Below are 22,743 nucleotides of genomic sequence, written 5' to 3' on the forward strand. Positions count from 1 at the left end.
CGGCATCGGGCCTTGCGCCATAGCCTGCACCGGGGCGCTGCGGGGGTCGCCTGCCCGCGCCGGGGCGGGGTCCTAGCGATCCAGCGACGCGTCCTCCACCATCCATGTCACAAGCTCGCCGAATGAGATGCCCGCGTGAGCGGCCAGTTCTGGCACCAGAGACGTCCGCGTCATGCCGGGCTGGGTGTTGACCTCGAGACAGACGAGGCCAGAGGCATCGCCCTTCGACGGGTCGAAGCGAAAATCGCTCCGCGACACCCCCCGGCACCCGAGAGCTCGATGCGCCGTGAGGCTTAACATCTGCACCCGTTGGTAAATTTCAGGTAAAATGCGGGCCGGAAGGATGTGGCGCGAGCCGCCCGGTGCATACTTGCTTTCGTAATCGTAAAACGCCTGCGTCGATTCGATTTCAATGACATCGAAGACCTTGTCGCCCATCACGGCGCAGGTCAGCTCGAGCCCGGCGATGAATTCCTCCACAAGAAGATTTTCGCCGAGGGTCCAGTCCTCGCGCGTCAATTCCTGCGGCGGATGCTCCTGATCCTCGCGCACGATGAAGACGCCGACGCTGGAGCCGCCGGTATTGGGCTTCAGCACGTAGGGCCGTTCCATGGCATGGGCCTTGGCGGCCGCGGCCCGGCTGACCAGCCCGCCCTTCGCCACCGGCACCCCGGCGGCGGCCAGCATGATGCGCGCCTGCGCCTTGTCCATGGCGAGCGCCGAGGCCAGCACGCCGGAATGGCTGTAGGGGATGCGCAGGATTTCGAGGATGCCCTGGATGGTGCCGTCCTCGCCCGGCGCGCCGTGCAGCACGTTGAACACCACGTCCGGCTTGAGCCGCGCCAGCACCTCGGCGACATCGCGGCCCACGTCGACCGGCGTCACGCGGTAGCCGGCGCCTTCGAGGGCGGCGGCGCAGGCGGCGCCGGAATTGAGCGACACCTCCCGCTCGGAGGACCATCCGCCCATCAGCACCGCCACGTGTTTGGCCATCGACGTCATTCCCGTTCCGAATCCGGCGCGCGCCGGCGCCTGCTCTGAAGAGAGCAGCTTTGCGCCAGCACCATGGCGCGGTCCGGTTTTAGGTTTTGCTAATAGCTCAGGCCGGCGGGAGCGGAAGGCCGATCCGCTTGATCTCCCACTCCAGCGTCACGCCGGAGGTCTCCTTCACCCGCCGGCGCACCTCCTCGCCCAGCCCCTCGATCTCCGCCGCCGTAGCGCCGCCGAGATTGATGAGGAAGTTGGTGTGCAGCTCCGAAACCTGCGCGCGGCCGATGATGAGGCCCCGGCAGCCGGCGGCGTCCACCAGCTTCCAGGCGCTGGTGCCGAGCGGGTTCTTGAAAGTGGAGCCGCCGGTGCGGCTCTTGATGGGCTGGGTCGCCTCCCGGCTCTCAGTGATCTTGGCCATCTCGGCCGCGATCTCCGTGGGATCACCGGGGCGGCCTTCGAAGACGGCGCGGGTGAAGATCACGTCATCCGGCACGCCGCAATGGCGGTAGGTGAATCCCATGTCGGCATTGGTGAACCGCACCTTCGCGCCGGCGCGGGTGACGCCCTCCGCCTCCACCAGAACGTCCTTGGTCTCGCCACCATAGGCGCCGCCATTCATGCGCAGGGCGCCGCCGATGGCGCCGGGAATGCCGCGCAGGAAGGAGAAGCCGGCGAGCCCCGCATCCGCCGCCGCGCGCGCCACCTTCACGTCCGGCACGCCGGTGCCCGCGACGATGCGCGTGCCCTCGACGCTCACGTCGGTAAAGCCGCGGCCGAGGCGGATCACCACGCCGGGCACGCCGCCATCGCGCACGATGAGGTTGGAGCCGAGGCCGATCACCGTCACCGGCAGATCGGCCGGGATATGGGACAGGAGATAGGCGAGGTCGTCGGCATCGGCCGGCAGGAACAGGAGCTGGGCCGGGCCGCCGACGCGGAACCAGGTGAAATCGGCGAGCGGCGCATTGGCGTTAAGTGTGCCGCGCAGTTCCGGCAGCAGCGGCCGCAGGGCGGGCAGAAGATCAGGGAATGCGGCGGGGGCCGCCCCGCCGGTCTCGGCCATGCTCATGGTGTCACCGGTCCTTCGGGCGTGCCTCTCCCACACATGCGGCGACAGGGCAAGCCGGGCGATTTCCCCACCGGCCACGGCCGTGGCATCATGCGGCTCCGTTCGCCTGGAGCTGCCCCACCATGAGCGAAGACGCGCTCCCCCCCGACACCAAGCTCACCACCACCAAGCAACGCTGGGCCGAGGAAGGCCGCTTCCTGACCGGCCGCATCGCCCGCCCGGATGCCGAGCGCCTGCCGCCCGGCCAGCATCTGGTGCGCGACTGGCCGGTGCTCGACCTCGGCCTCCAGCCCGTGGTGACGCGCGAATCCTTCCGCCTCGACGTTACCGGCGCGGTGAAGAACGCCCTCTCGCTCGACTGGGCCGCCTTCTCGGCGCTGCCCCAGAGCCGCAGCCTCAGCGACATCCACTGCGTCACCACCTGGTCGCGCTACGACAATACGTGGGAAGGGGTGCTCACCCGCGACCTGCTCGAAGTGGCGCGCCCCGCGCCCCATGCGGCGGCGGTGATGCTGCACAGCTATGACGGCTACACCACCAACCTGCTCCTGGCCGACTTCGCCTCCGAGGACGCGCTCATCGCCCACAGCTGGGAAGGCCGGCCCCTGACGCAGGAGCACGGCGCCCCGGCGCGCCTCGTGGTGCCGCACCTCTATTTCTGGAAAAGCGCCAAGTGGATCAAGGCGATCGAGTTCATCGCCCGCGACAAGGCCGGCTTCTGGGAAGAGCGCGGCTATCACATGCGCGGCGACCCGTGGGGCGAGCAGCGCTATTCGGACGACTAGTCCGCGCGCTCACGCCGCCCGGCGGCGGGTAACCTCGGAACGGGCGAAGAGCTCGGCCACCCAGTCCACGAACACGCGCAGCCGGCTGGTGAGATGCCGGCTGGGCGGATAGACCACGTGGATGGGCATTTCGCCGGCCTCCCACTCGGTGAGGATCGGCACCAGCGTGCCCGACGCAAGGTGCTCTTCCACTTGGAAAACCGGTGACATGATCGCCCCGAGCCCGGCCAGCGCGGCGGCGATGTAGGCATTGCCGTCATTGGTGGCGACGCTGTAGCGCCCGGACAGCTCCACCACCTCGTCGCCCCGCGTGAAGTCAAAGGGGTGATACCGGCCGCTCTGGGCGCTGAAATAGCGGATCAGCTTGTGCGTCTCCTCGAAATCGAGGGGATGCTGCGGGGCGCCGTACCGCGCGATGTAGCCGGGCGAGGCTACCGTGATGAAGCGCAGCACGCCGATGCGCCGGGCCACGAGGTTCGGATCCTGGATCTCGCCGACGCGGATCACGCAGTCGACATTCTCGCTAAGCAGATCCACGGGCCGGTCGGTGCAGCCCACGTCGAGCGTGATGTCGGGATAGCGGTCGACGAAATCCGGCAGCGCCGGCATCAGCAGCCGGGTGGCAAGGGAAGGCGAGATGTCGATGCGCAGCTTGCCGCGCGGCACCGCCTGCGCCGAAGAGAGCGAGCCGTCGAGTTCGTCGATGTCGTGGAGAATGGCGAGCGCCCGCTCGTAATAGGCCGCCCCGTCGGGCGTTACCGTCACCCGGCGCGTGGTGCGGTTGAGGAGGCGGGTCTGCAGGTGCGCCTCCAGCGTCTGGACGTGCTTGGTCAGCGTCGCCTTGGGCATCCGCAGGAGGTCGGCGGAGCGGGTGAAGCTGCCGGTTTCCACCACGCGGGTGAAGGCGCGCATTGCAGCAAGCTGGTCCATCCTCGGCCCTCAAATGCACCATTGTTCCTTCGTGTGAACAATGAACTCATGAACTCGCGGTTTATCCCCTTCTAGATCGCCAATATGGTTTCTGCATCGCACAAGGGCGTGAGAGCCGCGGATCGGCTCATGCGCACGCAAGGACGAGACAGATGACCCCGATCAGCCAGACCATCACCCTCGAGACCGGGACCGGCGCGCTGCCGGCGCGGCTCTATGGGTCGCGTCCGGCGAAGGGGTTCGCGCCGCTCGTCTTCCACCTTCATGGCGGCGCGTTCACCAGCGGCAATCTGGAATACGGGGCCTATATCTCCGGCATTCTCGCGGCGGCCGGGGCGGTGGTGGTCTCGGCGGATTATCCGCTTGCCTGCGAGCACCCGTTTCCCTTCGCCCTCACCGCGCTGTTTGCCGCCGTCACCGACGTCTACCGCCGCCGGGCGGCCCTCGCCGGGCGCGGCGCACCGCTCTATCTCGCGGGGGAGGAATCGGGTGGCAACCTCGCCGCCGGCCTCGCCATGATGGCGCGTGACCAGCGCTCCCCCCCCATCGCCGGGCAGATTCTCGTCTCGCCCATGCTTGATCCCAGCCTCGCCACCGCCTCCATCCGCCGCGCCGATGCCGGCAGCTGCGGCTGCAAGTGGGCGGACGGCTGGCAGACCTATCTCGGCTCGCCCGAGAAGGCGGCCCATCCCTATGCCGCGCCCCTCGCCTCCTCCCGCCTCGGCGCGCTGCCGCCGGCTCTGGTGGTGAGCGCGGAGGACTGCCCCATGTGCGACGAGAGCCGGCGCTACGCCGACGCGCTCGCCTCGGCCGGCGTGCTCACCTGCGTGCATATCCTGCCGGGGCCGACCGAATGGCCCGACAGCATTTCGTGTCCGGCGCCGAAACCGGCCGCCTGGAGCAGCGCGATGCGCGACCTGTTCCGCGATTTCTTCGTTTCCACGCGTCCCGCTTCACGGTCCGGTCGGCTCAAGGCCGATCCGGCCGTCCTCTGACAGACCGACCGCCAAGGACTGCCCTCATGACCGCCCCGAATTCCGCTCCGAACGACACGCCCCCCACCCTCCAGTCCACCAAGCCCGCCGCAAGGAAGCCGCGCCTGCGGGAGGCCCTGCTGCTGGGCACCGCTGCGCTCCTCGCGGTGTTCGGCGTGCTCTATGGCCTGCCCAAGGAGGGCGGCGCCCATGCCGACAAGCCCGCCGCGGCGGCGGCCCCGCCGGCCGTGCCGGTCTCGGTGGCCACCGTGGAGCAGCGCGATGCGCGCCTGTTCGACACCTTCTCCGGTCGCCTGGAAGCGGTGGAGCGGGTGGAGGTGCGATCCCGCGTCGCCGGTGCCATCAAGGCGGTGCATTTCCGCGAGGGGGCGCTGGTGAGGGAGGGCGAACTCCTCGTCTCCATCGATCCCGAGCCCTATGAGGCCGACGTGGCCGAGGCCGAGGCGCAGGTCGCCTCCGTCCAGGCCCGCCTCGACCTAGCCCGCAACGAGCTGGAGCGCGGCGAGAAGCTGTTCACCACCAAGACGCTCTCCCAGAGCACCCTGGACGAGCGCCTCAACGGCCAGCGCGCCGCGGAGGCCGGGCTCAGGGCCGCGCAGGCGAAGCTCGCCGCGGCGAAGCTCAACCTCTCTTACACCAAGGTCCGCGCCCCCGTGTCGGGCCGGGTCGGCAAGTCGGAGATCACGGTGGGCAATCTCGTGGCCGCCGGCCCCGGCGCGCCAGTGCTCACCACCCTCGTCTCGGTTGATCCCATCTACGCCAGCTTCAGCGCCGACGAGGCGACCGTCGCCCGTGCCCTCGCCGGGCTCGGCGGCGGCGGGGACGTGGCCGACCGGCTCGACCAGATCCCAGTGCTGATGACCCTCGCCTCCGGCGTGCCGCCGGTGGAAGGCGTCATGCAGCTGGTGGACAACCAGGTCGATCCGCGCACCGGCACGGTGCGGGTCCGCGCCCGCTTCTCCAATCCGGACGGACGACTCCTGCCGGGCCAGTTCGTGCGGCTGGAGATGGGCCAGCCCAAGGCCGCGCCCGCCGTGCTCGTGAGCGAGCGGGCCGTGGGCACGGACCAGGACAAGAAGTTCGTGTTCGTGGTCGATGCCTCCAACAAGGCCGTGTGGCGCGAGGTGACCCTCGGCGCTCCCGTGGACGGCCTGCGTGTCGTCACCAACGGTCTTGCGGCCGGCGAGCGCGTGGTCGTCAACGGCCTGCACCGGGTGCGCCCCGGCGCGGCGGTGACGCCCGAACCCGTCGCCATGCGCGTGAGCGAAGCGGCGGCGACCCGCACGAACTGACGTACCGCCTTCCCGGCCAAGACCGGGAGGGCCTCCAGCGAATTCGCCTCGCCCCCTCCCCGCACGGAGGGGGTCGGGAGAGGGCTGCGCCGGGCGTAATCGCCCCCTCGTCCGGCGCAGCCCCTCACCCCCAATTGCCGAACCGACCCCGCGCGCAGACCGCTGCGGGGACGGCCGGTTGCGTCCCGCGTTCCGCCCCTTTCATCCAGCCGCCCCGAGGCGGGAGGGTTCCATGAACCTGTCCAGATTCTTCATCGACCGCCCGATCTTCGCCGGCGTGCTCTCCGTTCTCATCTTCCTCGCCGGCCTCATCGCCATGCGGGCCATGCCCATCTCCGAATATCCGGAGGTGGTGCCGCCGCAGGTGGTGGTGCGCGCCACCTATCCCGGCGCCAACCCCAAGGTGATCGCCGAAACGGTCTCGACCCCGCTGGAGGAATCCATCAACGGCGTCGAGGGCATGCTCTACATGTCGAGCCAGGCCACCACCGACGGCATCATGACGCTGACCGTCACCTTCAAGCTGGGCACCGACCCGGACAAGGCGCAGCAGCTCGTCCAGAACCGCATCTCGCAGGCTGAGCCCCGCCTGCCGGAAGAAGTGCGGCGCCTCGGCGTGACCACGGTGAAGTCCTCGCCCGACCTCACCATGGTCGTCCACCTCATCTCGCCCAACAACCGCTACGACACGACCTATCTGCGCAACTACGCGGTGCTGAACGTGAAGGACCGCCTCGCCCGCATCGACGGCGTGGGGCAGGTGCAGCTGTTCGGCGCCGGCGACTATTCCATGCGCATCTGGCTCGACCCGCAGAAGGTGGCCGAGCACGGCCTTTCCGCCGCCGACGTGGTGCGCGAAATCCGCGCCCAGAACGTACAGGCGGCGGCCGGCGTGGTCGGCGCATCGCCCGGGGCGCCGGGTCTCGATCTCCAGCTCTCGATCAACGCGCAGGGCCGCCTCGCCAACGAGGAGGAGTTCGCCAACATCGTGGTGAAGAGCGGCACCAACGGCGAGATCGTGCTGCTGAAGGACGTGGCGCGCATCGAGCTTGGTGCGTCCGAATATGCCCTGCGCTCGCTGCTCAACAACACCCAGGCGGTGGCCGTGCCGATCTTCCAGGCGCCCGGCTCCAACGCCATCCGCATCGCCGACGACGTCCGGCTCGTGATGGACGAGATCAAGGCGAACATGCCGGAGGGCGTGGACTATTCCATCGTCTACGACACCACCCAGTTCGTGCGCGCCTCCATCGACGCCGTGGTCCACACGCTGCTGGAAGCCGTCGCGCTGGTGGTGCTGGTGGTGATCGTGTTTCTCCAGACCTGGCGGGCCTCCATCATCCCGCTGCTCGCGGTGCCCGTCTCTATCGTCGGCACGTTCGCGGTGATGTACGTGTTCGGCTTCTCCATCAATGCGTTGACGCTGTTCGGCCTGGTGCTCGCCATCGGCATCGTGGTGGATGACGCCATCGTGGTGGTGGAGAATGTGGAGCGCAACATCGAGGGCGGACTCTCCCCGCGCGAGGCCACTTACAAGGCCATGCGCGAGGTGTCCGGCCCCATCATCGCCATCGCCCTCGTGCTGATCGCGGTGTTCGTGCCGCTCGCCTTCATCACCGGCCTGACGGGCCAGTTCTACAAGCAGTTCGCCCTCACCATCGCCATCTCGACGGTGATCTCGGCCGTCAACTCCCTGACCCTCTCGCCCGCTCTGTCGGCACTGCTGCTGAAGGGTCATGACGCGCCGAAGGACTGGCTCACCCGCACCATGGACCGGCTTTTCGGCTGGTTCTTCCGCGGCTTCAACAAGGCCTTCGTGCGCGGCTCCGGCGCCTATGGCGGCATCGTGCGCCGCGTCATCGGGCAGAAGGTGCTGATGCTCGGCCTCTACATCGTGCTGGTGGCGATGACCGGCGTGCTGTTCAAGGCGGTGCCCCCCGGCTTCGTGCCGGGGCAGGACAAGCAGTATCTCGTCGGCTTCGCCCAGCTGCCCGATGGCGCCACCCTCGACCGCACCGAGGAGGTGATCCGCAAGATGAGCGACATCGCCCTGAAGGAGCCGGGCGTGAAGTCGGCCATCGCCTTCCCGGGCCTGTCCATCAACGGCTTCACCAACTCGTCCAACTCCGGCATCGTCTTCGTCGGCCTCGACGAATTCGAGGCGCGCCGCGACCCGTCGCTGAACGGCAATGCCATCGCCATGAAGCTGAACGGCAAGTTCGCCGGCATCCCGGATGCGATGATCGCCATGTTCCCGCCCCCGCCGGTGCAGGGGCTCGGCACCATCGGCGGCTTCAAGTTCCAGATCGAGGATCGCGCCGGCCTCGGCTATGCCGCCCTCGACGAGGCCACCAAGGCCTTCCTCGGCGCCGCCCGGCAGGCACCGGAACTGGCCGGCCTGTTCTCCTCCTATCAGGTAAACGTGCCGCAGCTCTTCGCCGACATCGACCGGGTGAAGGCGCGCCAGCTGAATGTGGCCGTCACCGACGTGTTCGAGACCATGCAGATCTATCTCGGCTCGTCCTATGTGAACGACTTCAACAAGTTCGGCCGCACCTACACGGTGCGCGTCCAGGCCGATGCCCCCTTCCGCGCCCGCGCCGAGGACGTGGGCACGCTGAAGGTGCGCTCGCAGACCGGCGAGATGATCCCGCTCTCGGCGCTGCTCAAGGTGCGCTCGTCGGCGGGGCCGGAGCGGGCCATGCGCTACAACGGCTTCCTCTCCGCCGACGTGAACGGCGGCGCCGCCCCGGGCTTCTCCTCGGGCGAGGCGCAGCAGGCGGTGGAGCGGATCGCCAAGGAGACCCTGCCCAAGGGCTTCTCCTTCGAATGGACCGAGCTGACCTACCAGGACATCCTGGCCGGCAATTCGGCGGTGTTCGTGTTCCCGCTCGCCATCTTCCTCGTCTTCCTGGTGCTGGCGGCGCAGTACGAAAGCCTGATGCTGCCGCTCGCCATCATCATGATCGTGCCGACCGGCCTCTTCGCCGCCATGACCGGCGTGTGGCTCGCGGGCGGGGACAACAACGTCTTCACCCAGATCGGCCTCGTGGTGCTGGTGGGGCTCTCGGCGAAGAACGCGATCCTGATCGTGGAATTCGCCCGCGAGCTGGAATTCGAGGGCCGCACGCCGGTCCAGGCGGCCATCGAGGCGAGCCGGTTGAGGCTTCGCCCCATCCTGATGACCTCCCTCGCCTTCATCATGGGCGTAGTGCCCCTCGTCACCTCCATCGGTGCGGGTGCGGAGATGCGGCAGGCCATGGGCACGGCGGTGTTCGCCGGCATGATCGGCGTGACGGTGTTCGGCATCTTCCTCACGCCGGTCTTCTACGTGATGCTGCGGGGCCTGGCCGGCAACCGGCCGCTCACTCAGCATGGGCACGGCCCGGCAGGGAGCACGCCGGCCGCGCACGCCCCCCACGCGCTCCAGCCGGGGGAGTAGGAGGCGGCCAACCCACTATTCCGGGCCCAGACCAGCCTCCAGACCGCTCACCCGCCTGCACAGCTCCGGCACCGCAAGATGCCGGAGCTTTTTTACTGCGCTGAACACTTAGGAGATCGCTGGAAACGCGGTTCACATATTCATATAATCAGGGAAATTGCATTCATTCTTATTGTAATATATAGATAAAATGAAATGTTTGTAGACAAACGATATAAGTATAAATCGCATCCGTTTTCCGCAATGTGGAGATAAATTCCGCGCTCATGTGCACGAATGCAAAGCGATCTCCGCACCGATGACGATGACAATTTTGTTATTGCAGCGCACACGCCGTCGTGATTTGCGATAATTTTCCGAATACATAAGTTCGCAACGAGACGAAGCCGATCACATACGGCTCGTCGCCACCTCGTGTACTGGTGGATGTATAGGAAAAAAGACCATGAAGACCCTGAACACTGCGAAGATTATTGCGGCGGCGTTGATTGCCACGGGACTTTCCGCCTCCGCGACTTCCGCATTCGCCGACGAATACGTGACCGCACTGAACAACGAAGCGCACGCTGTCGCCGCCGCCGCATATAGCGATGAGGCCCGCCTGCCGATCAATGCTGCGCCTGTGAGCCTCCAGCGTCAGGCCGCCAGCTCCCGCATCCAGGAGCAGCGCGCTCAGCAGTTCCGCGACAACGCGGAAGCGACCGCTTCCAGCCCGTTCTCGGATACCGACCCGCATTCCGGCGCCGCCCACGGCGGCTGAGGAGGGGACTGAGCCGGGGCTCGCCCATCTGGGCAGAGCGCCGCATACGTCAAAATTGAAGAACGCTCCGCGACGTGACCCGCGGACGAAGCCCGGCCGAGCGGACTGCCCCGTTCAGCCGGGCTTTCTTCTGTGCGTCGGCTTGGCCGGTTACTCGGGCGAACCTTTCACCCCACCCCCATCATCCCCAACGCCTTCGCGAAGAAGTTCGGCCCGCCGAAATTGCCGGACTTCAGCGCCAGCACCATGGGTTCGCCCGGCTGGCCTTCGGTGCGGAGCAGCGGCACGCCGGGGGCGATCTCCGGGCCGACAAGGAAGGCGGGGATCGTCAGCCGGTCCACGCTCGCGCCGGAAGTTTCCCCGCCGGCCAGAACGAGCCGGCGCACGCCGGCCGCTACCAGCCCCTCGGAAATGGCCGCCGTGCCGTGCTCGATGGCGACGCCCGCCGCATGGCGGCCGAAGCGGGCTTGCACCTCGGCCACCTGCTCGGGCGCCCCGCTCGCGGCAATGAGCACCGGCCCGGATGCGAGACGGGCCTTCGCCCAGTCCAGAGCGGCGGCAACCTCCGCCTCGGGATGGGTGACGAGCCGTTCGGCGGAGAGCCGCAGCACCGGCATCTGACCTTCCGCAATGGCAATCTGCTCCAGCGTCGCCTTGGAGCAGCTCCCCGCGACCACGGCCGCATAGCCGCCGATGCCGGCCGCCAGCGCCGCGCCGTCGCTCTGCTGCCGCAGCACCCGCCCGTCCGCGATGAGCGCGCGCGCCAGTCCGAGGCCGAGGCCCGAGGCGCCGGTGGAGAGCGGCAGGGCCGCCGCCGCGATGCCCACCGCTTCCAGATCCCGGTCGAACACGGCATCTACGATGGCCGCCGTGCGCCCCTCCAGCGCCAGCTTTTCCAGCCGGGCGGACACCGCATCGGCCCCCGCCGCCACGTCCTTCAGCGGCACCAGCCCGACCCGACCGGCGCTCTGGCGCGCGAGCACGCGCTTCAGGTCCGAATCCGTCATGGGGTTGAGGGGGTGGTCCTTGAGCGGGCTCTCGTTCAGCGGCACGTCACCGACGAAGAGGTGGCCCATATAGACGGTGCGCCCGGTCTCCGGGAAAGCCGGCGTCACCGGCACGATGGCGGCGCCGGTGGCGAGGCGCAGGGCGTCGGTGACGGGGCCGATATTGCCGTCGTCGGTGGAATCAAAGGTGGAGCAGACCTTGAACAGGATATGCGACGCGCCCCGCCCCTTCAGCCACGCATAGGCCGCCAGAGACTGCGCCACCGCCTCGTCCGCCGGGATGGAGCGGCTCTTGAGCGAGACGACGACCGCGTCGGCATCGGGCAGGGCCAGCGCGGCATCCGGCACGCCGATGGTCTGGACGGTGCGCACGCCCTCCTTTGACAGCGTGTTCGCGAGGTCGGAGGCGCCGGTATAGTCGTCGGCGATGACGCCGAGGGTGAGGGGCATACGAAATCCCTTGGGCTGCTTCTGTTGGGGCGTGGCCGTCGGAGTCGGGCCTTCCCTAATCGTTTCGATTAGAGCGCCAAGCGAAGCCTCGGGGAAGACCCCGCGCCGAAGGAAGTGCCGTCACAGAGACAGAACGAACCCGGAAAATCCGGTCGCGGCCGATTCGGTCACGCCCCGTTCCCGCTGCGCCCCCGCCGCCCGTCCCGGCCTGTGCCGGAACGGGACAGGTCGCGGCCGCCCTCAGCCCGAGTTGCGCAGGCCGGCCGAGATGCCGTTGATGGAGAGCTGGATGCCGTGCAGCACCTTGTCGTCACCGGGGCTGGCGCGGTGCTGGCGCAGAAGTTCCACCTGCAGGTGGTTCAGCGGATCGAGATAGGGGAAGCGGTTGCGGATGGAGCGGTCCAGCAGCGGATTGCCCTCCAGCAGCTTCTGCTGGTCCATGATGGCGAGCAGATGCTTCAGCGTCAGCTCGTATTCGGCGCGGATGCGGCCGAAGATGGCGGTGCGCAGTTCCACGTCCGGCACCAACTCCGCATAGCGCGAGGCGATGGCGAGCGAACTCTTCGCCAGCACCATGTCCATGTTGGACAGGAGCGTGCGGAAGAAGGGCCATTCGTGCTGCATCGCCTTGAGGAAGGACAGGCCATAGTCCGGCCGGCGCGCCACGAAGGCCTCCACCGCCGTGCCGAAGCCGTACCAGGCCGGCAGCATCAGCCGGCACTGCGCCCAGGAGAACACCCACGGAATGGCGCGCAGCTTTTCGATGGACCGCGTCCTGGCGCGCGAGGCCGGGCGCGAGCCGATGTTCAACGTCGCGATCTCGTTGATGACGGTGGAGGACCAGAAATAGTCCTCGAAGCCCTCGGTCTCGTAGACGAGGTTGCGATAGGCCGCGAACGCCGTATCCGAGATGTCCTCCATGGCGGTGAGGAATTCGGTGCGCGGCGCCTTGTTTTGCGGCTGGAGCAGGGAGGCCTCCAGCGTCGCCGAGACGAGAATCTCGAGGTTGCGGCGGCCCACATCGGGGTTCGAATATTTGGAGGCGATGATCTCGCCCTGCTCGGTGATGCGGATCTGCCCGTTCACCGCCCCGCCCGGCTGGGCGAGGATGGCGTCATAGCTCGGCCCGCCGCCGCGACCCACCGAGCCGCCGCGGCCGTGAAACAGGCGCAGGCGCACCTTGTGCTCGCGGAACACCTCGATGAGGCCGATCTCCGCCTTGTACAATTCCCAGCCGGAGGTGACGAAGCCGCCATCCTTGTTGGAGTCCGAATAGCCGAGCATCACCTCCTGCTCGGCGCCGCGGCTTGCCACCAGCTTGCGGTAGGCGGGAAGCGAGAAGGCGCGGTCCATCACCTTGGCGCAGGCCTTCAGGTCCGAGATGGTCTCGAACAGCGGGATGATGTTCACCTCGCTGGCAAGGCCCCCCGTCCCGTCGCTGGCGACAAGGCCGACCTCCTTCAACAGCAGCACCACCTCCAGAAGGTCGGAGACGCCCTCGGCCTTGGAGATGATGGCGTTGGGGATCACTTCCCGCCCGAGCGCATGGTGCGCCGCAGCCGCCTCGCGCAGGATGTCGAGCTCGGAGCAGGTCTCTTCCGAATAGGCGATGAAGGGCGAGGCGAGCGGCCGGGGCGTCGCCAGCTCCTTCAGCAGCAGCGCGATGCGCGCCTCCTCATCGAGGCCCGCATAATCGGTGCCGGGCACCGCCTTCTCCAGCAGCTCGGCGACGACGCGCTCGTGCACGTCCGAGTTCTGCCTGAGGTCGATGCAGGCGAGATGGAAGCCAAAGCAGTCCGCCGCCCGGCGCAGCAGCCGCAGCCGCCCGCGGGCCAGCACCTTCGATCCGTTCGCCACGAGCGAGTCGTGGATCACGTCGAGGTCGGTGCGGAACTCCTGCGCCGTGGCATAGGGCGCGAGCGCCTCGATCGTCGCCAGCGGCTCGCCGCGCAGCTTGCGGGCGGTCTGGCGCAGGCGCTCCAGGACGTAAGCGAGGGCGAGGCGATAGGGCTCCTCGCGGTGCTCCTGGGAGCGGTCCGGCGAGCGGGCGGCGAGTTCCGTTAGGGCATCGGATACGGTCACGAGGCGCTGGGCGAGGGACAGTTCCGCCCCGAGCGCCACCAGTTCTTCCTCGTAATGGGCGAGGATTCGGTCGCGGTGCAGGCGCACGGTCTCCTTCAGCACCTCGGCGGTGACGAAGGGGTTGCCGTCGCGGTCGCCGCCGATCCAGCTGCCGATGCGCAGGAAGGAGGGGAGCTGCACCTCGTCCCCCGCCTCGGCGAGGCGGTCCTCGATGGCGCAATAGAGGCGCGGGACCTCGGTGAGGAAGGTGTAGTCGTAATAAGAGAGGCCGTTGGCCACCTCGTCCAGCACGGTCAGCTTGATGCGGCGCAGCAGCGCCGTCTGCCACAGGGTCAGCACCGCCCGGCGCAGGATCTCCTCGCCCTCCTCCCGCTCCTGCGGGGTGGGCACCACGCGCTCGCGGCGATCGAGCTCGGCGGCGATCTCCATCTCGCGGTTGAGCGTGCTCTTGCGCCGCACCTCGGTGGGGTGGGCGGTGAGCACCGGGCTCATGCGCGCGCCGGAGAAGAACTGCGCCAGTGTCTCGCGGTCGATCCCCATCTGCTCCGCGCGGGAAAAGGCATAGGCCAGGCTGCCCGCACGCGGCGCCGAGCCGGCGATGGCGTGGGCACGGTTGCGGCGGATGTGGTGCTGGTCCTCGGCGATGTTGGCGAGGTGGGAAAAGTAGCTGAAGGCGCGGATGGTATCGAGGGAGCGGTCGGCCGGCAGCGCCCCCAGAAGGGTGCCCAGCTCGTCGCGGGCCGCCTGGTCGTCGTCGCGGTGGAAGCGGATGGACAGCTGGCGGATGCGCTCCACGAGGTCGAACACCTCGTCGCCTTCCTGGTCGCGGACGGTGTCACCGAGAATGCGGCCGAGCAGCCGGATGTCGTCGCGCAGTGGCTGGTCCTTCACGTCCTCTGCGCGCGGCGCGAGGCCGCTCGAAAGTGCCAAATTCGTCATCCGACTCCCCCGGACTCGTCCGCTGCTGCGGCGCACGTCTCTTTCGACCTTAGTCTTAAGGAAATTGTGCAGGAGCGAAAGGGCGTTCCGGGCGAAGGTGATTTCACGCGGAGAGAAGACGGGCCTCGGCGACGCGGGCGGCACCGGACATCACGGCGAAGATGGAGGAGAAGAAGCGCTCCACCGCGTCCCGTCCGAGCGGCGAGAGGCAGCCCGTACCGCGCGCGCCACGTTCCACCAAGCCACGCTCCTCGCTCAGGCGCAGCAAATCGAGCACATGGGCCCGCGACAGGTGGAAGCGGCGGGAGAGATTGGCGATGGAAGGCGGCTCTTCGCGGGCGGATTCGGCGGTGAACAAAGCGAGGAGCACCATCAGGCCGCCGTCGCGGTCCACCAGATCGAGCAGTTCCGGGGCGGCGGAGACGGGCCGGAAGCCGGAGAGAAAGGCCTCACCCAGCGTCACCGCGAGAACCCGCGTGAAGGCGGGATCCGCGAGGCGGGGGGCGAGCCGGGCGAGTTCCGGATCAAACGCGCTGCCGGCCTCGAACACGAGGCGCCACCGCTGGTGCTGGAGCGTAACGAGCTTCTCCTGCGGCATCAGCGGCTTGACCCGGCGATCCTCGGCCGGCTCCGCCGACGTCAGATATCCGCCCCAGCGCATGAGGGCGAGCATCGCCTTCGCGCGGCCCCGGCTGCACAGGCCGGTGGAGGTGCACAGGGCCACGATCCGCGCGGCGGTGAGCCCGCCGCCCTCGGCCGGCGGCAAAGCGTCGAGATAAAGCACCATGAGGCCGAACATGTTGCGGCCGCGATCACTGAGCACGCGGTTGAGCAGCCTGTTGCCGCTGTAGAGCGCGCTGATCTGGCCGACGAGTTGGGCGACCGCCCGCGGGAAGGCGGGATGGGCGAGGATCGCGCCCCGCGCCTCGTCACCGCACGCCGCATTGAGCCAGTCCACGGCCGTCCCAGCCCGCACAGCCACCAGCCCCAGCACCCGCGCCTCCGACACATCGTCCCGCAACGGCCCGCCGCCAGTGGGGCCAAGAATCGCCATTGCGGTATAACAGGATGACGCCTAGCTGACCCGAAGTCACCTCGGCGCGATGTCAACCCGGGCGTCACGCACAGGTGTCTGCTAAGGATGCCGAGGCTGCCATGCGCCTGCTGACACGTTCCGCTTTCCTCGCCGCCACCCTCGCCGCACTGCCGCCGGCCACCATCGTCACCTTCGCGACGACCGCCCCTGCCGGCGCCGTCGTCTATTGCAGGACGGTCGGCGTGCCGAAGGGCTGCGTCGCCCGTCCCACCGCCCCGGCGGCACGCGCGGCCGTCCATTGCACCCGTCCCGGCTATCCCGCAGGCTGCGTGCCGGGCGCCGGAGCCCCGGGCGTGGGCGTCACCCCCGGCGTCGGCGTCGGTGCGCCCGGTGTCGGTGTCGCACCCGGAGTCGGAGTTAATGCCGGCGGTCCGGTCAACCGCGTCGGCGTGCGCTGATCGCGCGTTCTGAAATCCACTGGAGGCAACACCCCATGAAGTCCCTGCTCTGCGCCGCCGCCCTCACCCTCGCCTGCGCCGCCCCCGCGCTTGCCGACAAGGCCTCGGCCGACCAGTGCGCCGCCAATCTCGGTGCCGACGCCAAGGCCATCTATGCCGCCGCTGCCCCGGGCTTCGCCAGCGCTGCCGATCCGCGCGCGCTCGTGACCGAGAAGACCAAGGCCCTGGTGCAGTCCGGCGCCGTCTCCATGAGCGGCGCCCGCCCCGCCGCCGAGGCGGCCGGCGCCTGCCTCACCCAGCTGCGCTGAACCATACCGGCCGTCGGCTCCAGGCGAGCCGGCGGCCTTTTCTTGCGTTCCAGACCGGCGACGTGTTGCGCGCGAGACGTTGGCCGGCGCAATGGTCCGGAGCGCTTGCCCGAAGCGGCCGCGCGGGTCTAAGGCTGGCGTCTTCCCCGCCAAGACCGACCGGCCCATGCCCCACACGCCCGACACCCTTCTCGCCTTCCTCGCGCAGAACGACATTTCCGGCACCACCTACGAGCATCCGCCCGTCCACACGGTGGCCGAATCCCAGGCGCTGCGCGGCGACATTCCCGGCGCCCACACCAAGAACCTGTTCCTGCGCGACGGGAAGAAGACCTATTTCCTGCTGACACTCGCCGAGGATACCCCGGTGAACCTCAAGGCCCTGCGCGGCCCGCTGGGGGCCAAGGGCTCGCTCTCCTTCGCCTCGCCCGAGGCGCTCATGGAGCATCTCGGCATCCTGCCCGGCTCGGTGAGCCTGCTCGCGCTCGCCAACGATACGGAAGGCCGGGTCCGCTTCGCCATCGATGCGGCGCTCATGCGCGCCGACTTCGTGGGCTGCCACCCGCTCACCAATGCCCGCACCACCGTGCTCACGCCGGAGGCCCTACGCGCTTTCTTCCGCCTGACCGGCCACGACGCCGTGGAAGTGGAGATTCCGCCGGCCGGCGAGGCGTAGGCCCCGCTCAATTGGTGCAGGGCTTCAATTTGCGCATGGCTTCATGGCGCTCTCGTCGCTGCCGGCCTGGGCGAGGAGCGTCCTGAGGTCGATGTCCTGGATCAGCGTCACGAAATTGCCGCCCGGCTTCAGCCGGAGATAAGTGCTGAGCAGCAGCGGTCCGGCGGGTAACGCGCCGCGCACGCAGCCCTCCGCGGAAACCGCGAGCGATCCGCTCGCGCGCCGTCCCTTCGCCAGTTCGTCCGATTTCAGCGCCAGCGCCTCGCTGCGCGCCGCCTCCAGCTTGCGTCGGCCCTCGTCGGTCAGCCGGAACAGGGTGATGCGCATGCCCGCGCGCTCCTCCTCCTTGAGCGCCGCGAGGGCCTTCGGGTCCGTCTCCACCTCCAGCGCCGCCTGCACGGTCGTCTTGCGGGCCTCATCGCCCTGGCGCCAGTAGGACATGACCACGAACGCCCCGCCGGGCACCGCCACGATCTCCTTGGGCGCACGCACGGCGGCGCGCAGGACGGTCAGATCAGCCGTTTCGAGATCGAGGGTGGCCAGCTGCGGCAGGGAGCTGACGGGAACATGGGAGCAGGCGCCCACACAAAGGACGGCCAGCAGCAAGGCAAGCGTCCGCAAGGGACGCGAGAGGGCGAGAAAGAAACGCATCCGATCTCTCATTTTGGGTTGAATAATTACTGTTTTACGATAAAAAATGAATGCGTCAAGGAAAGCTCGCATGTCTTCAGATCGCATCGACCCCAGACTTCACCGCGTGGTGCGCCTCGGCCGCACCCTCTCGATCGCCACCCTCGTGATCCTTCTGCTGCTGATGGCGTCCGGCCTCGGCATCTGGCTGTCGCCTGGGCTGGTGGAACGGGTGATCGTCCCGCGCATCGGCCTCGCCGGGCATCCGGTGGCGCTGGATGGCGCGAGCCTGTCCGCCGGCCTCGCGATCTCCGCGATCCCGCTGGGCATCCTCGCCTACGGCCTGCTTCAGGTGCGCCAGATCTTCCGCGATTTCGGCCGCGGCGAGATCATCTCCGCTTTGCTGGCGGTACGGCTGGAGCGCTTCGGCGCGGCTGTCGCGCTCCAGGGCCTGCTCGCCCCCTTCATCGGGGCGGCGCTGAGCATCGCCCTCACCCTCAACAATCCGCCGGGCACGCGCGCCATCGCCGTCTCGATCTCCAGCCACGACGTGGTGGCGGTGATCGTCGGCCTGCTCGTCATCGGAGTGGGGGCGGTCATGCGTGAGGCGGCACGCATCGCCGAAGAAAACGCGAGCTTCGTCTGAGCGGGGAGGCTATGGGAGCACCATGCCCATCATCGTCAATCTCGACGTGATGCTGGCGCGCCGCAAGATGCGTTCGCGCGAGCTTGCCGAGCGCATCGGCATCACCGAGCAGAACGTTTCCCTTCTCAAGTCCGGCAAGGTGCGCGGCGTGCGCTTCGACACGCTGGCGCGCATCTGCGAAACCCTCGGCTGCCAGCCCGGCGACATTCTGGAATATGTGCCGGGGAACGAGGAAGCGGACGGGGAGGCGGCGGACTAGCGCCCCGCTTCGCCGTCAGCCCGGATCGCCCCCCGCCCGGGCGTCATAGGCGGCCTGCGCTGCCAGCACCGCATCCATGTTGCGCTCGGCCCAGTGGGCGATGGCCGCCACCGCGTCGGTCAGCGTCCGGCCGAGCGGCGTCAGCGCGTATTCCACCGTGACCGGCACGGTGGGGAAGACCGCCCGCGAGAGAAGCCCGTCGCGCTCCAGCTTCTTCAGCGTCTGCGACAGCACCTTCTGCGAGATGCCCTTGATGTCCCGCCTGAGGTGGTTGAACCGCACGGGGCCGTCGCGCAGCCGGTCGAGGATCAGCACCGCCCATTTGTCGGCGATGCGGTCCAGCACCATGCGCGTCGGGCATTGCGCCTCATAGACATCGAAGGGCCACGGAAGCCGGCAGCTCTCACCGGCCGGCTCAGGCGCGCCCTGCGGTTTCCCGGAAGTGACCATGTGAGTTCAAGGTGCTCTCTTTTGGGCTTGCTCGACCAAGAGTATGTATCCAATCGGAAGCTGGTTTCCAATGGAAACCTATCCTTGAATGCCCGCGCCATCGTGCGCCGGCGAGCAGGAGAGCGATCATGTCGGGTCAGATTCTGGTTTTCGCGGCCAATGGCAATGTGGGCCAGCCGCTGGTGCAGGCCCTTCTCGCCAAGGGTGAACAGGTGAAGGCGGCATCCCGCACGGGCAAGGCCGTGGGCGGTGCGCAGGGCGTCGCCATCGACATGGATGATCCCTCCACCTTCGCCACAGCCTTCGCCGGCGTGGACCGGCTCTTCCTTCTGGCGCCCACCGGCTCCCTCGACATCACCGGGCGCCTCCTGCCCGTGATCGAGGCGGCCGCCGCCCGCAAGGTGAAGGTGGTGCTGATGACCGCGCTCGGCGTCGATGCGGACGACGCCATCCCCTACCGGCAGGTGGAACTGGCGCTGGAGCGCTCGGGCACGCCGTTCGTGATCCTGCGGCCGAACTGGTTCGCGGACAATTTCCACACCTTCTGGAAGGCCGGCATCGAGCACGGCGTGATCGCCCTTCCGGCGGCCGAAGGAAAGACGAGCTTCATAGACGCCCGCGACATCGCCGAAAGCGCGGCGGCGGCCCTGACCACCGATCGCTTCGACGGGCGCGCCTTCAACCTCACCGGCCCCGAGGCGCTGACCTATGGCGAGGCGGCGGCCATCCTCTCGTCGGTGACCGGCAAGCCCATCGCCTACACGGCTGTGAACGACGACGCCTTCGTCGGCATCCTCACGGGCGCGGGCGTGCCTGAGCCCTATGCGCGCTTCCTCGCCACGCTCTTCCATCCCGTCCGCGAGGGCTGGACGGCGCGCGTCACCGGCGACGTGGAAACCCTGACGGGCCATGCGCCGCGTGCGCTTTCGACCTATGCGCAGGACAACGCAGCGCGGCTCGCCTGAGCCGCCGGGTCACGGCTTCATGCGGGAGCGGACGAAATCGTCCGCCGCGACGAAGCTGTCGTAGAGCCGCCGGGCGGGATTATCCTGCCTTGTGTGCCAGTAGAGGCGCGACCAGCCGTTCTCCTTGCCGAGGCGCACGAAGTCGGCGATCAGCCTGCGACCGATCCCGCCGCCGCGGCAGGCGGGATCGACGAAAAGGTCTTTCAGATAGCAGACCGGCGCTGTGACCCAGGTGCCCTCATGCCGGACGCTGATGGAGAAGCCGACCGACTGCCCGCCGCGCCGCGCGAGGTGGCAGAACATCCGCGGACGCGGGATCAAGGATGCGTGCCTAGGTACGAGCAATGACTTGCGGGGCGACGTCCGCCTCATAGCAGGCATTGTAGCCGGCCCAGAGCCGTCGCCACGCCGCCTCGTCCGCCGGCCCGGCATCCGCGATGAGCGGCACATTTCTCATGGTCCGGCCTTCAGGAGCGAGATAGGGCACCGAGGACAACCTTCTGGCGCCAAAATCGCCAAAAGCCGCAGCGAAATGAATCGCTTATGCCCGACATCCACAGCTTGAGCACGTGGACTCTTTCGGACGCAATGTGTTAAAAGGAAGACGTCGCGTCATGCGACAAAATGCACCGCAGTGGCCGCCCTTGGGCGTACCACTGGGGTGTGTGCGTGAACGCTCCGTAAAGGGGCGGTTTGGGGGCGTCGCTGTCCGGCCACCGGAGGGGCGCCCCCCTTCGTTTCCGCTTACTCCACCCGGCAGGTGCCGTTTGGTGTTTCGCGTGAAACACTCTTTGTTTTGTGCCACTCAGTTGCGAAAATCGCAACTTCAAATTTGCTCCCAGCTAAATTCAATGACGCCCTTGCCCGGCCCGCTCAGTTGCCGCCGTCCAGCAGGCGGCGGGCGATGACCTGCGCCTGGATCTCCGCCGCGCCCTCGAAGATGTTGAGGATGCGCGCGTCGCACAGAATGCGCGACACCGGATATTCCAGCGCGAAGCCGTTGCCGCCGTGGATCTGCAGGGCGTTGTCCGCCGCCGCCCAGGCGACGCGCGCGCCGAGCAGCTTGGACATGCCGGCCTCAAGATCGGTACGGCGCCCTTCGTCCTTGGCGCGGGCGGCGAAGTAGGTGATCTGGCGGGCGATCATGGTCTCCACCGCCATCATCACGATCTTGTCGGCGACGCGGGGGAAGTTGATGAGCGACTTGCCGAACTGGATGCGCTCCTCGGCATATTTCAGGCCCACCTCCATGGCGGCCTGGGCCACGCCCACGGCGCGGGCGGCGGTCTGGATGCGGGCGCTCTCGAAGGTGGTCATGAGCTGCTTGAAGCCCTGCCCCTCCTCGCCGCCGAGCAGGTTCTTCGCCGGCACGGTGAAGCCGTCGAAGCCGATCTCGTATTCCTTCATGCCGCGATAGCCGAGCACCTCGATCTCGCCGCCGGTCATGCCCTCGGCCGGGAACGGGTTCTCGTCGGAGCCGCGCGGCTTTTCGGCGAGCAGGATGGAGAGGCCCTTGTAGCCGGGCTCGGCCGGATTGGTGCGCACCAGCAGGGTCATGATGTCGGCGCGGACCGGATGGGTGATCCAGGTCTTGTTGCCGTTGACCTTGTAGACGTCTCCCTCCTTCACCGCGCGGGTGCGCAGCGAGGCAAGGTCCGAGCCGGTGTTGGGCTCGGTGAACACCGCCGTGGGCAGGATCTCGCCCGAGGCGATCTTGGGCAGGAAGTGGCCCTTCTGCTCATCCGTGCCGCCGGCGAGGATCAGCTCCGCCGCGATCTCCGATCGGGTGCCCAGCGAGCCGACGCCGATATAGCCGCGCGACAGCTCCTCGGTGACCACGCACATGGCCTCCTTCGGCAGGCCGAGGCCGCCGAACTCCTCCGGGATGGTGAGGCCGAATACGCCCATCTCGGAGAGCTGGGAGATGATCTCCAGCGGGATGTAGTCGTTCTTCAGGTGCCATTCGTGGGCATGGGGGGCGACTTCCGCCTCCACGAAGCGATGCATCTCGGTGCGCATCGCTTCCGTGGTCTCGTCGAGGCCCGCCTCGCCGATGGTACCTGCGAGGTGCGCATCGCGGATGATGTCGGCGAGCGCGGCGCGGCTGGCCGCCGTGTTGCCATTCTCCACCAGCGCCGCGATGGCAGGCTCGGCGGCCAGCGCCGCAATGGTCGCGCCGGAGACGTAGAGATCGGGAAGCCGGACGATCTCGCCCTGGCTCATGGGAATGCCGCCGAGGATCTGCGCGATGTACTCGCCGAGGCCGATCTGCACGATCAGCTTCTCGGTGTCGCCGAACTTGCCCATCTCGGTCAGGCGGTCGGCATAGTGCACCAGCTCGCGCACGGAGAAGACGTAGGTGGCGAGCCAGGAGAGGCCGTGGGTGGCGCGCTGCTCCTTCTCCAGCAAAGCGGAAGAGATGCGCCCGCCATCCGTCACCTTGGCCTTCACCAGGGAGGTCGCCTCGGCCAGCAGCTTCTCCAGGCTATCGGTCGCGACACGCCCGAGCGCCACGGCGTCGAATTCCCCGGTGGGCACGGACTGAACGGCGGCGCTGGCGGACATGGACTCTCC

20 protein-coding genes and 1 pseudogene are annotated in these 22,743 nt (G+C 68.2%); 11 read left to right on the forward strand and 10 right to left on the reverse strand.

Annotated elements, in window-relative coordinates; genetic code table 11:
• Positions 1-72: 72 nt before the first annotated feature.
• On the reverse strand, positions 73-993 hold the full coding sequence (locus FHT36_RS08925; protein ID WP_024281278.1) for a D-alanine--D-alanine ligase: 921 nt from the start codon (positions 991-993) through the stop codon (positions 73-75).
• A 106-nt stretch (positions 994-1,099) separates the two neighbouring features.
• The gene (gene murB, locus FHT36_RS08930) at positions 1,100-2,059 is read right to left on the reverse strand and encodes a UDP-N-acetylmuramate dehydrogenase (protein ID WP_246702093.1); all 960 of its coding nucleotides are present in this window, start codon (positions 2,057-2,059) and stop codon (positions 1,100-1,102) included.
• 122 nt (positions 2,060-2,181) lie between these two features.
• Here murB and FHT36_RS08935 point away from each other — a divergent pair, with 122 nt between their 5' ends.
• Complete coding sequence (locus FHT36_RS08935; protein WP_169122100.1) at positions 2,182-2,844, forward strand: sulfite oxidase-like oxidoreductase; 663 nt, start codon at positions 2,182-2,184, stop codon at positions 2,842-2,844.
• 9 nt (positions 2,845-2,853) lie between these two features.
• On the opposite strand, the gene FHT36_RS08940 is transcribed toward FHT36_RS08935, so the two are convergent.
• The gene (locus tag FHT36_RS08940; protein WP_169122101.1) at positions 2,854-3,774 is read right to left on the reverse strand and encodes a LysR family transcriptional regulator; all 921 of its coding nucleotides are present in this window, start codon (positions 3,772-3,774) and stop codon (positions 2,854-2,856) included.
• Positions 3,775-3,926: 152 nt separating this feature from the next.
• Between FHT36_RS08940 and FHT36_RS08945 the strand changes: the two genes are divergently transcribed.
• The 4 genes from FHT36_RS08945 (at position 3,927) to FHT36_RS08960 (ending at position 10,263) form a co-directional block, all read left to right on the forward strand.
• Positions 3,927-4,769 (forward strand): alpha/beta hydrolase fold domain-containing protein, encoded by an 843-nt coding sequence (locus tag FHT36_RS08945; protein ID WP_169122102.1) that lies wholly within the window; start codon positions 3,927-3,929, stop codon positions 4,767-4,769.
• 26 nt (positions 4,770-4,795) lie between these two features.
• On the forward strand, positions 4,796-6,061 hold the full coding sequence (locus tag FHT36_RS08950) for an efflux RND transporter periplasmic adaptor subunit (RefSeq protein ID WP_169122103.1): 1,266 nt from the start codon (positions 4,796-4,798) through the stop codon (positions 6,059-6,061).
• Positions 6,062-6,293: 232 nt separating this feature from the next.
• Positions 6,294-9,503 carry an efflux RND transporter permease subunit gene (locus tag FHT36_RS08955; RefSeq protein ID WP_169122104.1) on the forward strand — a complete coding sequence of 1,070 codons (3,210 nt, stop codon included), beginning with the start codon at positions 6,294-6,296 and terminating at the stop codon, positions 9,501-9,503.
• Positions 9,504-9,948: 445 nt separating this feature from the next.
• Positions 9,949-10,263 (forward strand): hypothetical protein, encoded by a 315-nt coding sequence (locus FHT36_RS08960; RefSeq protein ID WP_169122105.1) that lies wholly within the window; start codon positions 9,949-9,951, stop codon positions 10,261-10,263.
• A gap of 167 nt (positions 10,264-10,430) precedes the next feature.
• Here the strand turns inward: FHT36_RS08960 and otnK are convergent, their stop codons facing one another.
• The 3 genes from otnK to FHT36_RS08975 all read right to left on the reverse strand — a co-directional run bounded on the left by otnK (position 10,431) and on the right by FHT36_RS08975 (position 15,795).
• Positions 10,431-11,720 (reverse strand): 3-oxo-tetronate kinase, encoded by a 1,290-nt coding sequence (otnK, locus tag FHT36_RS08965; RefSeq protein ID WP_169122106.1) that lies wholly within the window; start codon positions 11,718-11,720, stop codon positions 10,431-10,433.
• 240 nt (positions 11,721-11,960) lie between these two features.
• Entirely contained in the window at positions 11,961-14,741 is a 2,781-nt protein-coding gene (ppc, locus tag FHT36_RS08970; protein WP_169122107.1) for a phosphoenolpyruvate carboxylase, read from the reverse strand.
• A gap of 103 nt (positions 14,742-14,844) precedes the next feature.
• Positions 14,845-15,795 (reverse strand): hypothetical protein, encoded by a 951-nt coding sequence (locus FHT36_RS08975; protein WP_169122108.1) that lies wholly within the window; start codon positions 15,793-15,795, stop codon positions 14,845-14,847.
• Positions 15,796-15,896: 101 nt separating this feature from the next.
• Here FHT36_RS08975 and FHT36_RS08980 point away from each other — a divergent pair, with 101 nt between their 5' ends.
• The 3 genes from FHT36_RS08980 to FHT36_RS08990 all read left to right on the forward strand — a co-directional run bounded on the left by FHT36_RS08980 (position 15,897) and on the right by FHT36_RS08990 (position 17,219).
• Positions 15,897-16,235 carry a hypothetical protein gene (locus tag FHT36_RS08980; protein ID WP_348644404.1) on the forward strand — a complete coding sequence of 113 codons (339 nt, stop codon included), beginning with the start codon at positions 15,897-15,899 and terminating at the stop codon, positions 16,233-16,235.
• A gap of 35 nt (positions 16,236-16,270) precedes the next feature.
• Complete coding sequence (locus FHT36_RS08985; protein ID WP_169122109.1) at positions 16,271-16,543, forward strand: hypothetical protein; 273 nt, start codon at positions 16,271-16,273, stop codon at positions 16,541-16,543.
• Positions 16,544-16,709: 166 nt separating this feature from the next.
• Positions 16,710-17,219, forward strand: a complete 510-nt coding sequence (locus FHT36_RS08990) for a prolyl-tRNA synthetase associated domain-containing protein (protein ID WP_169122110.1) — start codon at positions 16,710-16,712, stop codon at positions 17,217-17,219.
• Between the two features lie 24 nt (positions 17,220-17,243).
• On the opposite strand, the gene FHT36_RS08995 is transcribed toward FHT36_RS08990, so the two are convergent.
• Positions 17,244-17,870, reverse strand: coding sequence for a hypothetical protein (locus tag FHT36_RS08995; protein WP_169122111.1), 627 nt, complete (start codon positions 17,868-17,870; stop codon positions 17,244-17,246).
• A gap of 70 nt (positions 17,871-17,940) precedes the next feature.
• On the opposite strand from FHT36_RS08995, the gene FHT36_RS09000 reads away from it, so the two are divergent.
• Complete coding sequence (locus tag FHT36_RS09000; RefSeq protein WP_169122112.1) at positions 17,941-18,495, forward strand: DUF2975 domain-containing protein; 555 nt, start codon at positions 17,941-17,943, stop codon at positions 18,493-18,495.
• Between the two features lie 22 nt (positions 18,496-18,517).
• Positions 18,518-18,754 carry a helix-turn-helix transcriptional regulator gene (locus FHT36_RS09005; RefSeq protein WP_169122113.1) on the forward strand — a complete coding sequence of 79 codons (237 nt, stop codon included), beginning with the start codon at positions 18,518-18,520 and terminating at the stop codon, positions 18,752-18,754.
• 15 nt (positions 18,755-18,769) lie between these two features.
• Here the strand turns inward: FHT36_RS09005 and FHT36_RS09010 are convergent, their stop codons facing one another.
• Complete coding sequence (locus FHT36_RS09010) at positions 18,770-19,102, reverse strand: helix-turn-helix domain-containing protein (protein ID WP_229646796.1); 333 nt, start codon at positions 19,100-19,102, stop codon at positions 18,770-18,772.
• A 230-nt stretch (positions 19,103-19,332) separates the two neighbouring features.
• Between FHT36_RS09010 and FHT36_RS09015 the strand changes: the two genes are divergently transcribed.
• Positions 19,333-20,169, forward strand: coding sequence for an SDR family oxidoreductase (locus FHT36_RS09015; protein ID WP_169122115.1), 837 nt, complete (start codon positions 19,333-19,335; stop codon positions 20,167-20,169).
• 9 nt (positions 20,170-20,178) lie between these two features.
• Here FHT36_RS09015 and FHT36_RS09020 read toward each other — a convergent pair.
• Together FHT36_RS09020 and FHT36_RS09025 are read right to left on the reverse strand one after the other, a co-directional pair.
• Positions 20,179-20,626 (reverse strand): annotated as a pseudogene (locus FHT36_RS09020) (N-acetyltransferase family protein).
• Positions 20,627-21,042: 416 nt separating this feature from the next.
• On the reverse strand, positions 21,043-22,734 hold the full coding sequence (locus tag FHT36_RS09025) for an acyl-CoA dehydrogenase family protein (protein WP_169122116.1): 1,692 nt from the start codon (positions 22,732-22,734) through the stop codon (positions 21,043-21,045).
• Positions 22,735-22,743: the final 9 nt, after the last annotated feature.

This window comes from Xanthobacter sp. SG618, assembly GCF_012932745.1.
In the GTDB taxonomy this organism is placed as follows: domain Bacteria; phylum Pseudomonadota; class Alphaproteobacteria; order Rhizobiales; family Xanthobacteraceae; genus Xanthobacter; species Xanthobacter flavus.

What these genes read in the sequence shown, in the direction of transcription:
- murB (WP_246702093.1), bottom strand. Translation starts at nt 2,059, where the DNA reads ATGAGCATGGCCGAGACCGGCGGGGCGGCCCCCGCCGCATTCCCTGAT.
- FHT36_RS08960 (WP_169122105.1), top strand. Translation starts at nt 9,949, where the DNA reads ATGAAGACCCTGAACACTGCGAAGATTATTGCGGCGGCGTTGATTGCC.
- otnK (WP_169122106.1), bottom strand. Translation starts at nt 11,720, where the DNA reads ATGCCCCTCACCCTCGGCGTCATCGCCGACGACTATACCGGCGCCTCC.
- FHT36_RS08945 (WP_169122102.1), top strand. Translation starts at nt 3,927, where the DNA reads ATGACCCCGATCAGCCAGACCATCACCCTCGAGACCGGGACCGGCGCG.
- ppc (WP_169122107.1), bottom strand. Translation starts at nt 14,741, where the DNA reads ATGACGAATTTGGCACTTTCGAGCGGCCTCGCGCCGCGCGCAGAGGAC.
- FHT36_RS08935 (WP_169122100.1), top strand. Translation starts at nt 2,182, where the DNA reads ATGAGCGAAGACGCGCTCCCCCCCGACACCAAGCTCACCACCACCAAG.
- FHT36_RS09015 (WP_169122115.1), top strand. Translation starts at nt 19,333, where the DNA reads ATGTCGGGTCAGATTCTGGTTTTCGCGGCCAATGGCAATGTGGGCCAG.
- FHT36_RS08925 (WP_024281278.1), bottom strand. Translation starts at nt 993, where the DNA reads ATGGCCAAACACGTGGCGGTGCTGATGGGCGGATGGTCCTCCGAGCGG.
- FHT36_RS08975 (WP_169122108.1), bottom strand. Translation starts at nt 15,795, where the DNA reads ATGGCGATTCTTGGCCCCACTGGCGGCGGGCCGTTGCGGGACGATGTG.
- FHT36_RS08995 (WP_169122111.1), bottom strand. Translation starts at nt 17,870, where the DNA reads ATGCGTTTCTTTCTCGCCCTCTCGCGTCCCTTGCGGACGCTTGCCTTG.
- FHT36_RS08980 (WP_348644404.1), top strand. Translation starts at nt 15,897, where the DNA reads ATGCGCCTGCTGACACGTTCCGCTTTCCTCGCCGCCACCCTCGCCGCA.
- FHT36_RS09005 (WP_169122113.1), top strand. Translation starts at nt 18,518, where the DNA reads ATGCCCATCATCGTCAATCTCGACGTGATGCTGGCGCGCCGCAAGATG.
- FHT36_RS09025 (WP_169122116.1), bottom strand. Translation starts at nt 22,734, where the DNA reads ATGTCCGCCAGCGCCGCCGTTCAGTCCGTGCCCACCGGGGAATTCGAC.
- FHT36_RS08955 (WP_169122104.1), top strand. Translation starts at nt 6,294, where the DNA reads ATGAACCTGTCCAGATTCTTCATCGACCGCCCGATCTTCGCCGGCGTG.
- FHT36_RS08940 (WP_169122101.1), bottom strand. Translation starts at nt 3,774, where the DNA reads ATGGACCAGCTTGCTGCAATGCGCGCCTTCACCCGCGTGGTGGAAACC.
- FHT36_RS08990 (WP_169122110.1), top strand. Translation starts at nt 16,710, where the DNA reads ATGCCCCACACGCCCGACACCCTTCTCGCCTTCCTCGCGCAGAACGAC.
- FHT36_RS08950 (WP_169122103.1), top strand. Translation starts at nt 4,796, where the DNA reads ATGACCGCCCCGAATTCCGCTCCGAACGACACGCCCCCCACCCTCCAG.
- FHT36_RS08985 (WP_169122109.1), top strand. Translation starts at nt 16,271, where the DNA reads ATGAAGTCCCTGCTCTGCGCCGCCGCCCTCACCCTCGCCTGCGCCGCC.
- FHT36_RS09000 (WP_169122112.1), top strand. Translation starts at nt 17,941, where the DNA reads ATGTCTTCAGATCGCATCGACCCCAGACTTCACCGCGTGGTGCGCCTC.
- FHT36_RS09010 (WP_229646796.1), bottom strand. Translation starts at nt 19,102, where the DNA reads ATGGTGCTGGACCGCATCGCCGACAAATGGGCGGTGCTGATCCTCGAC.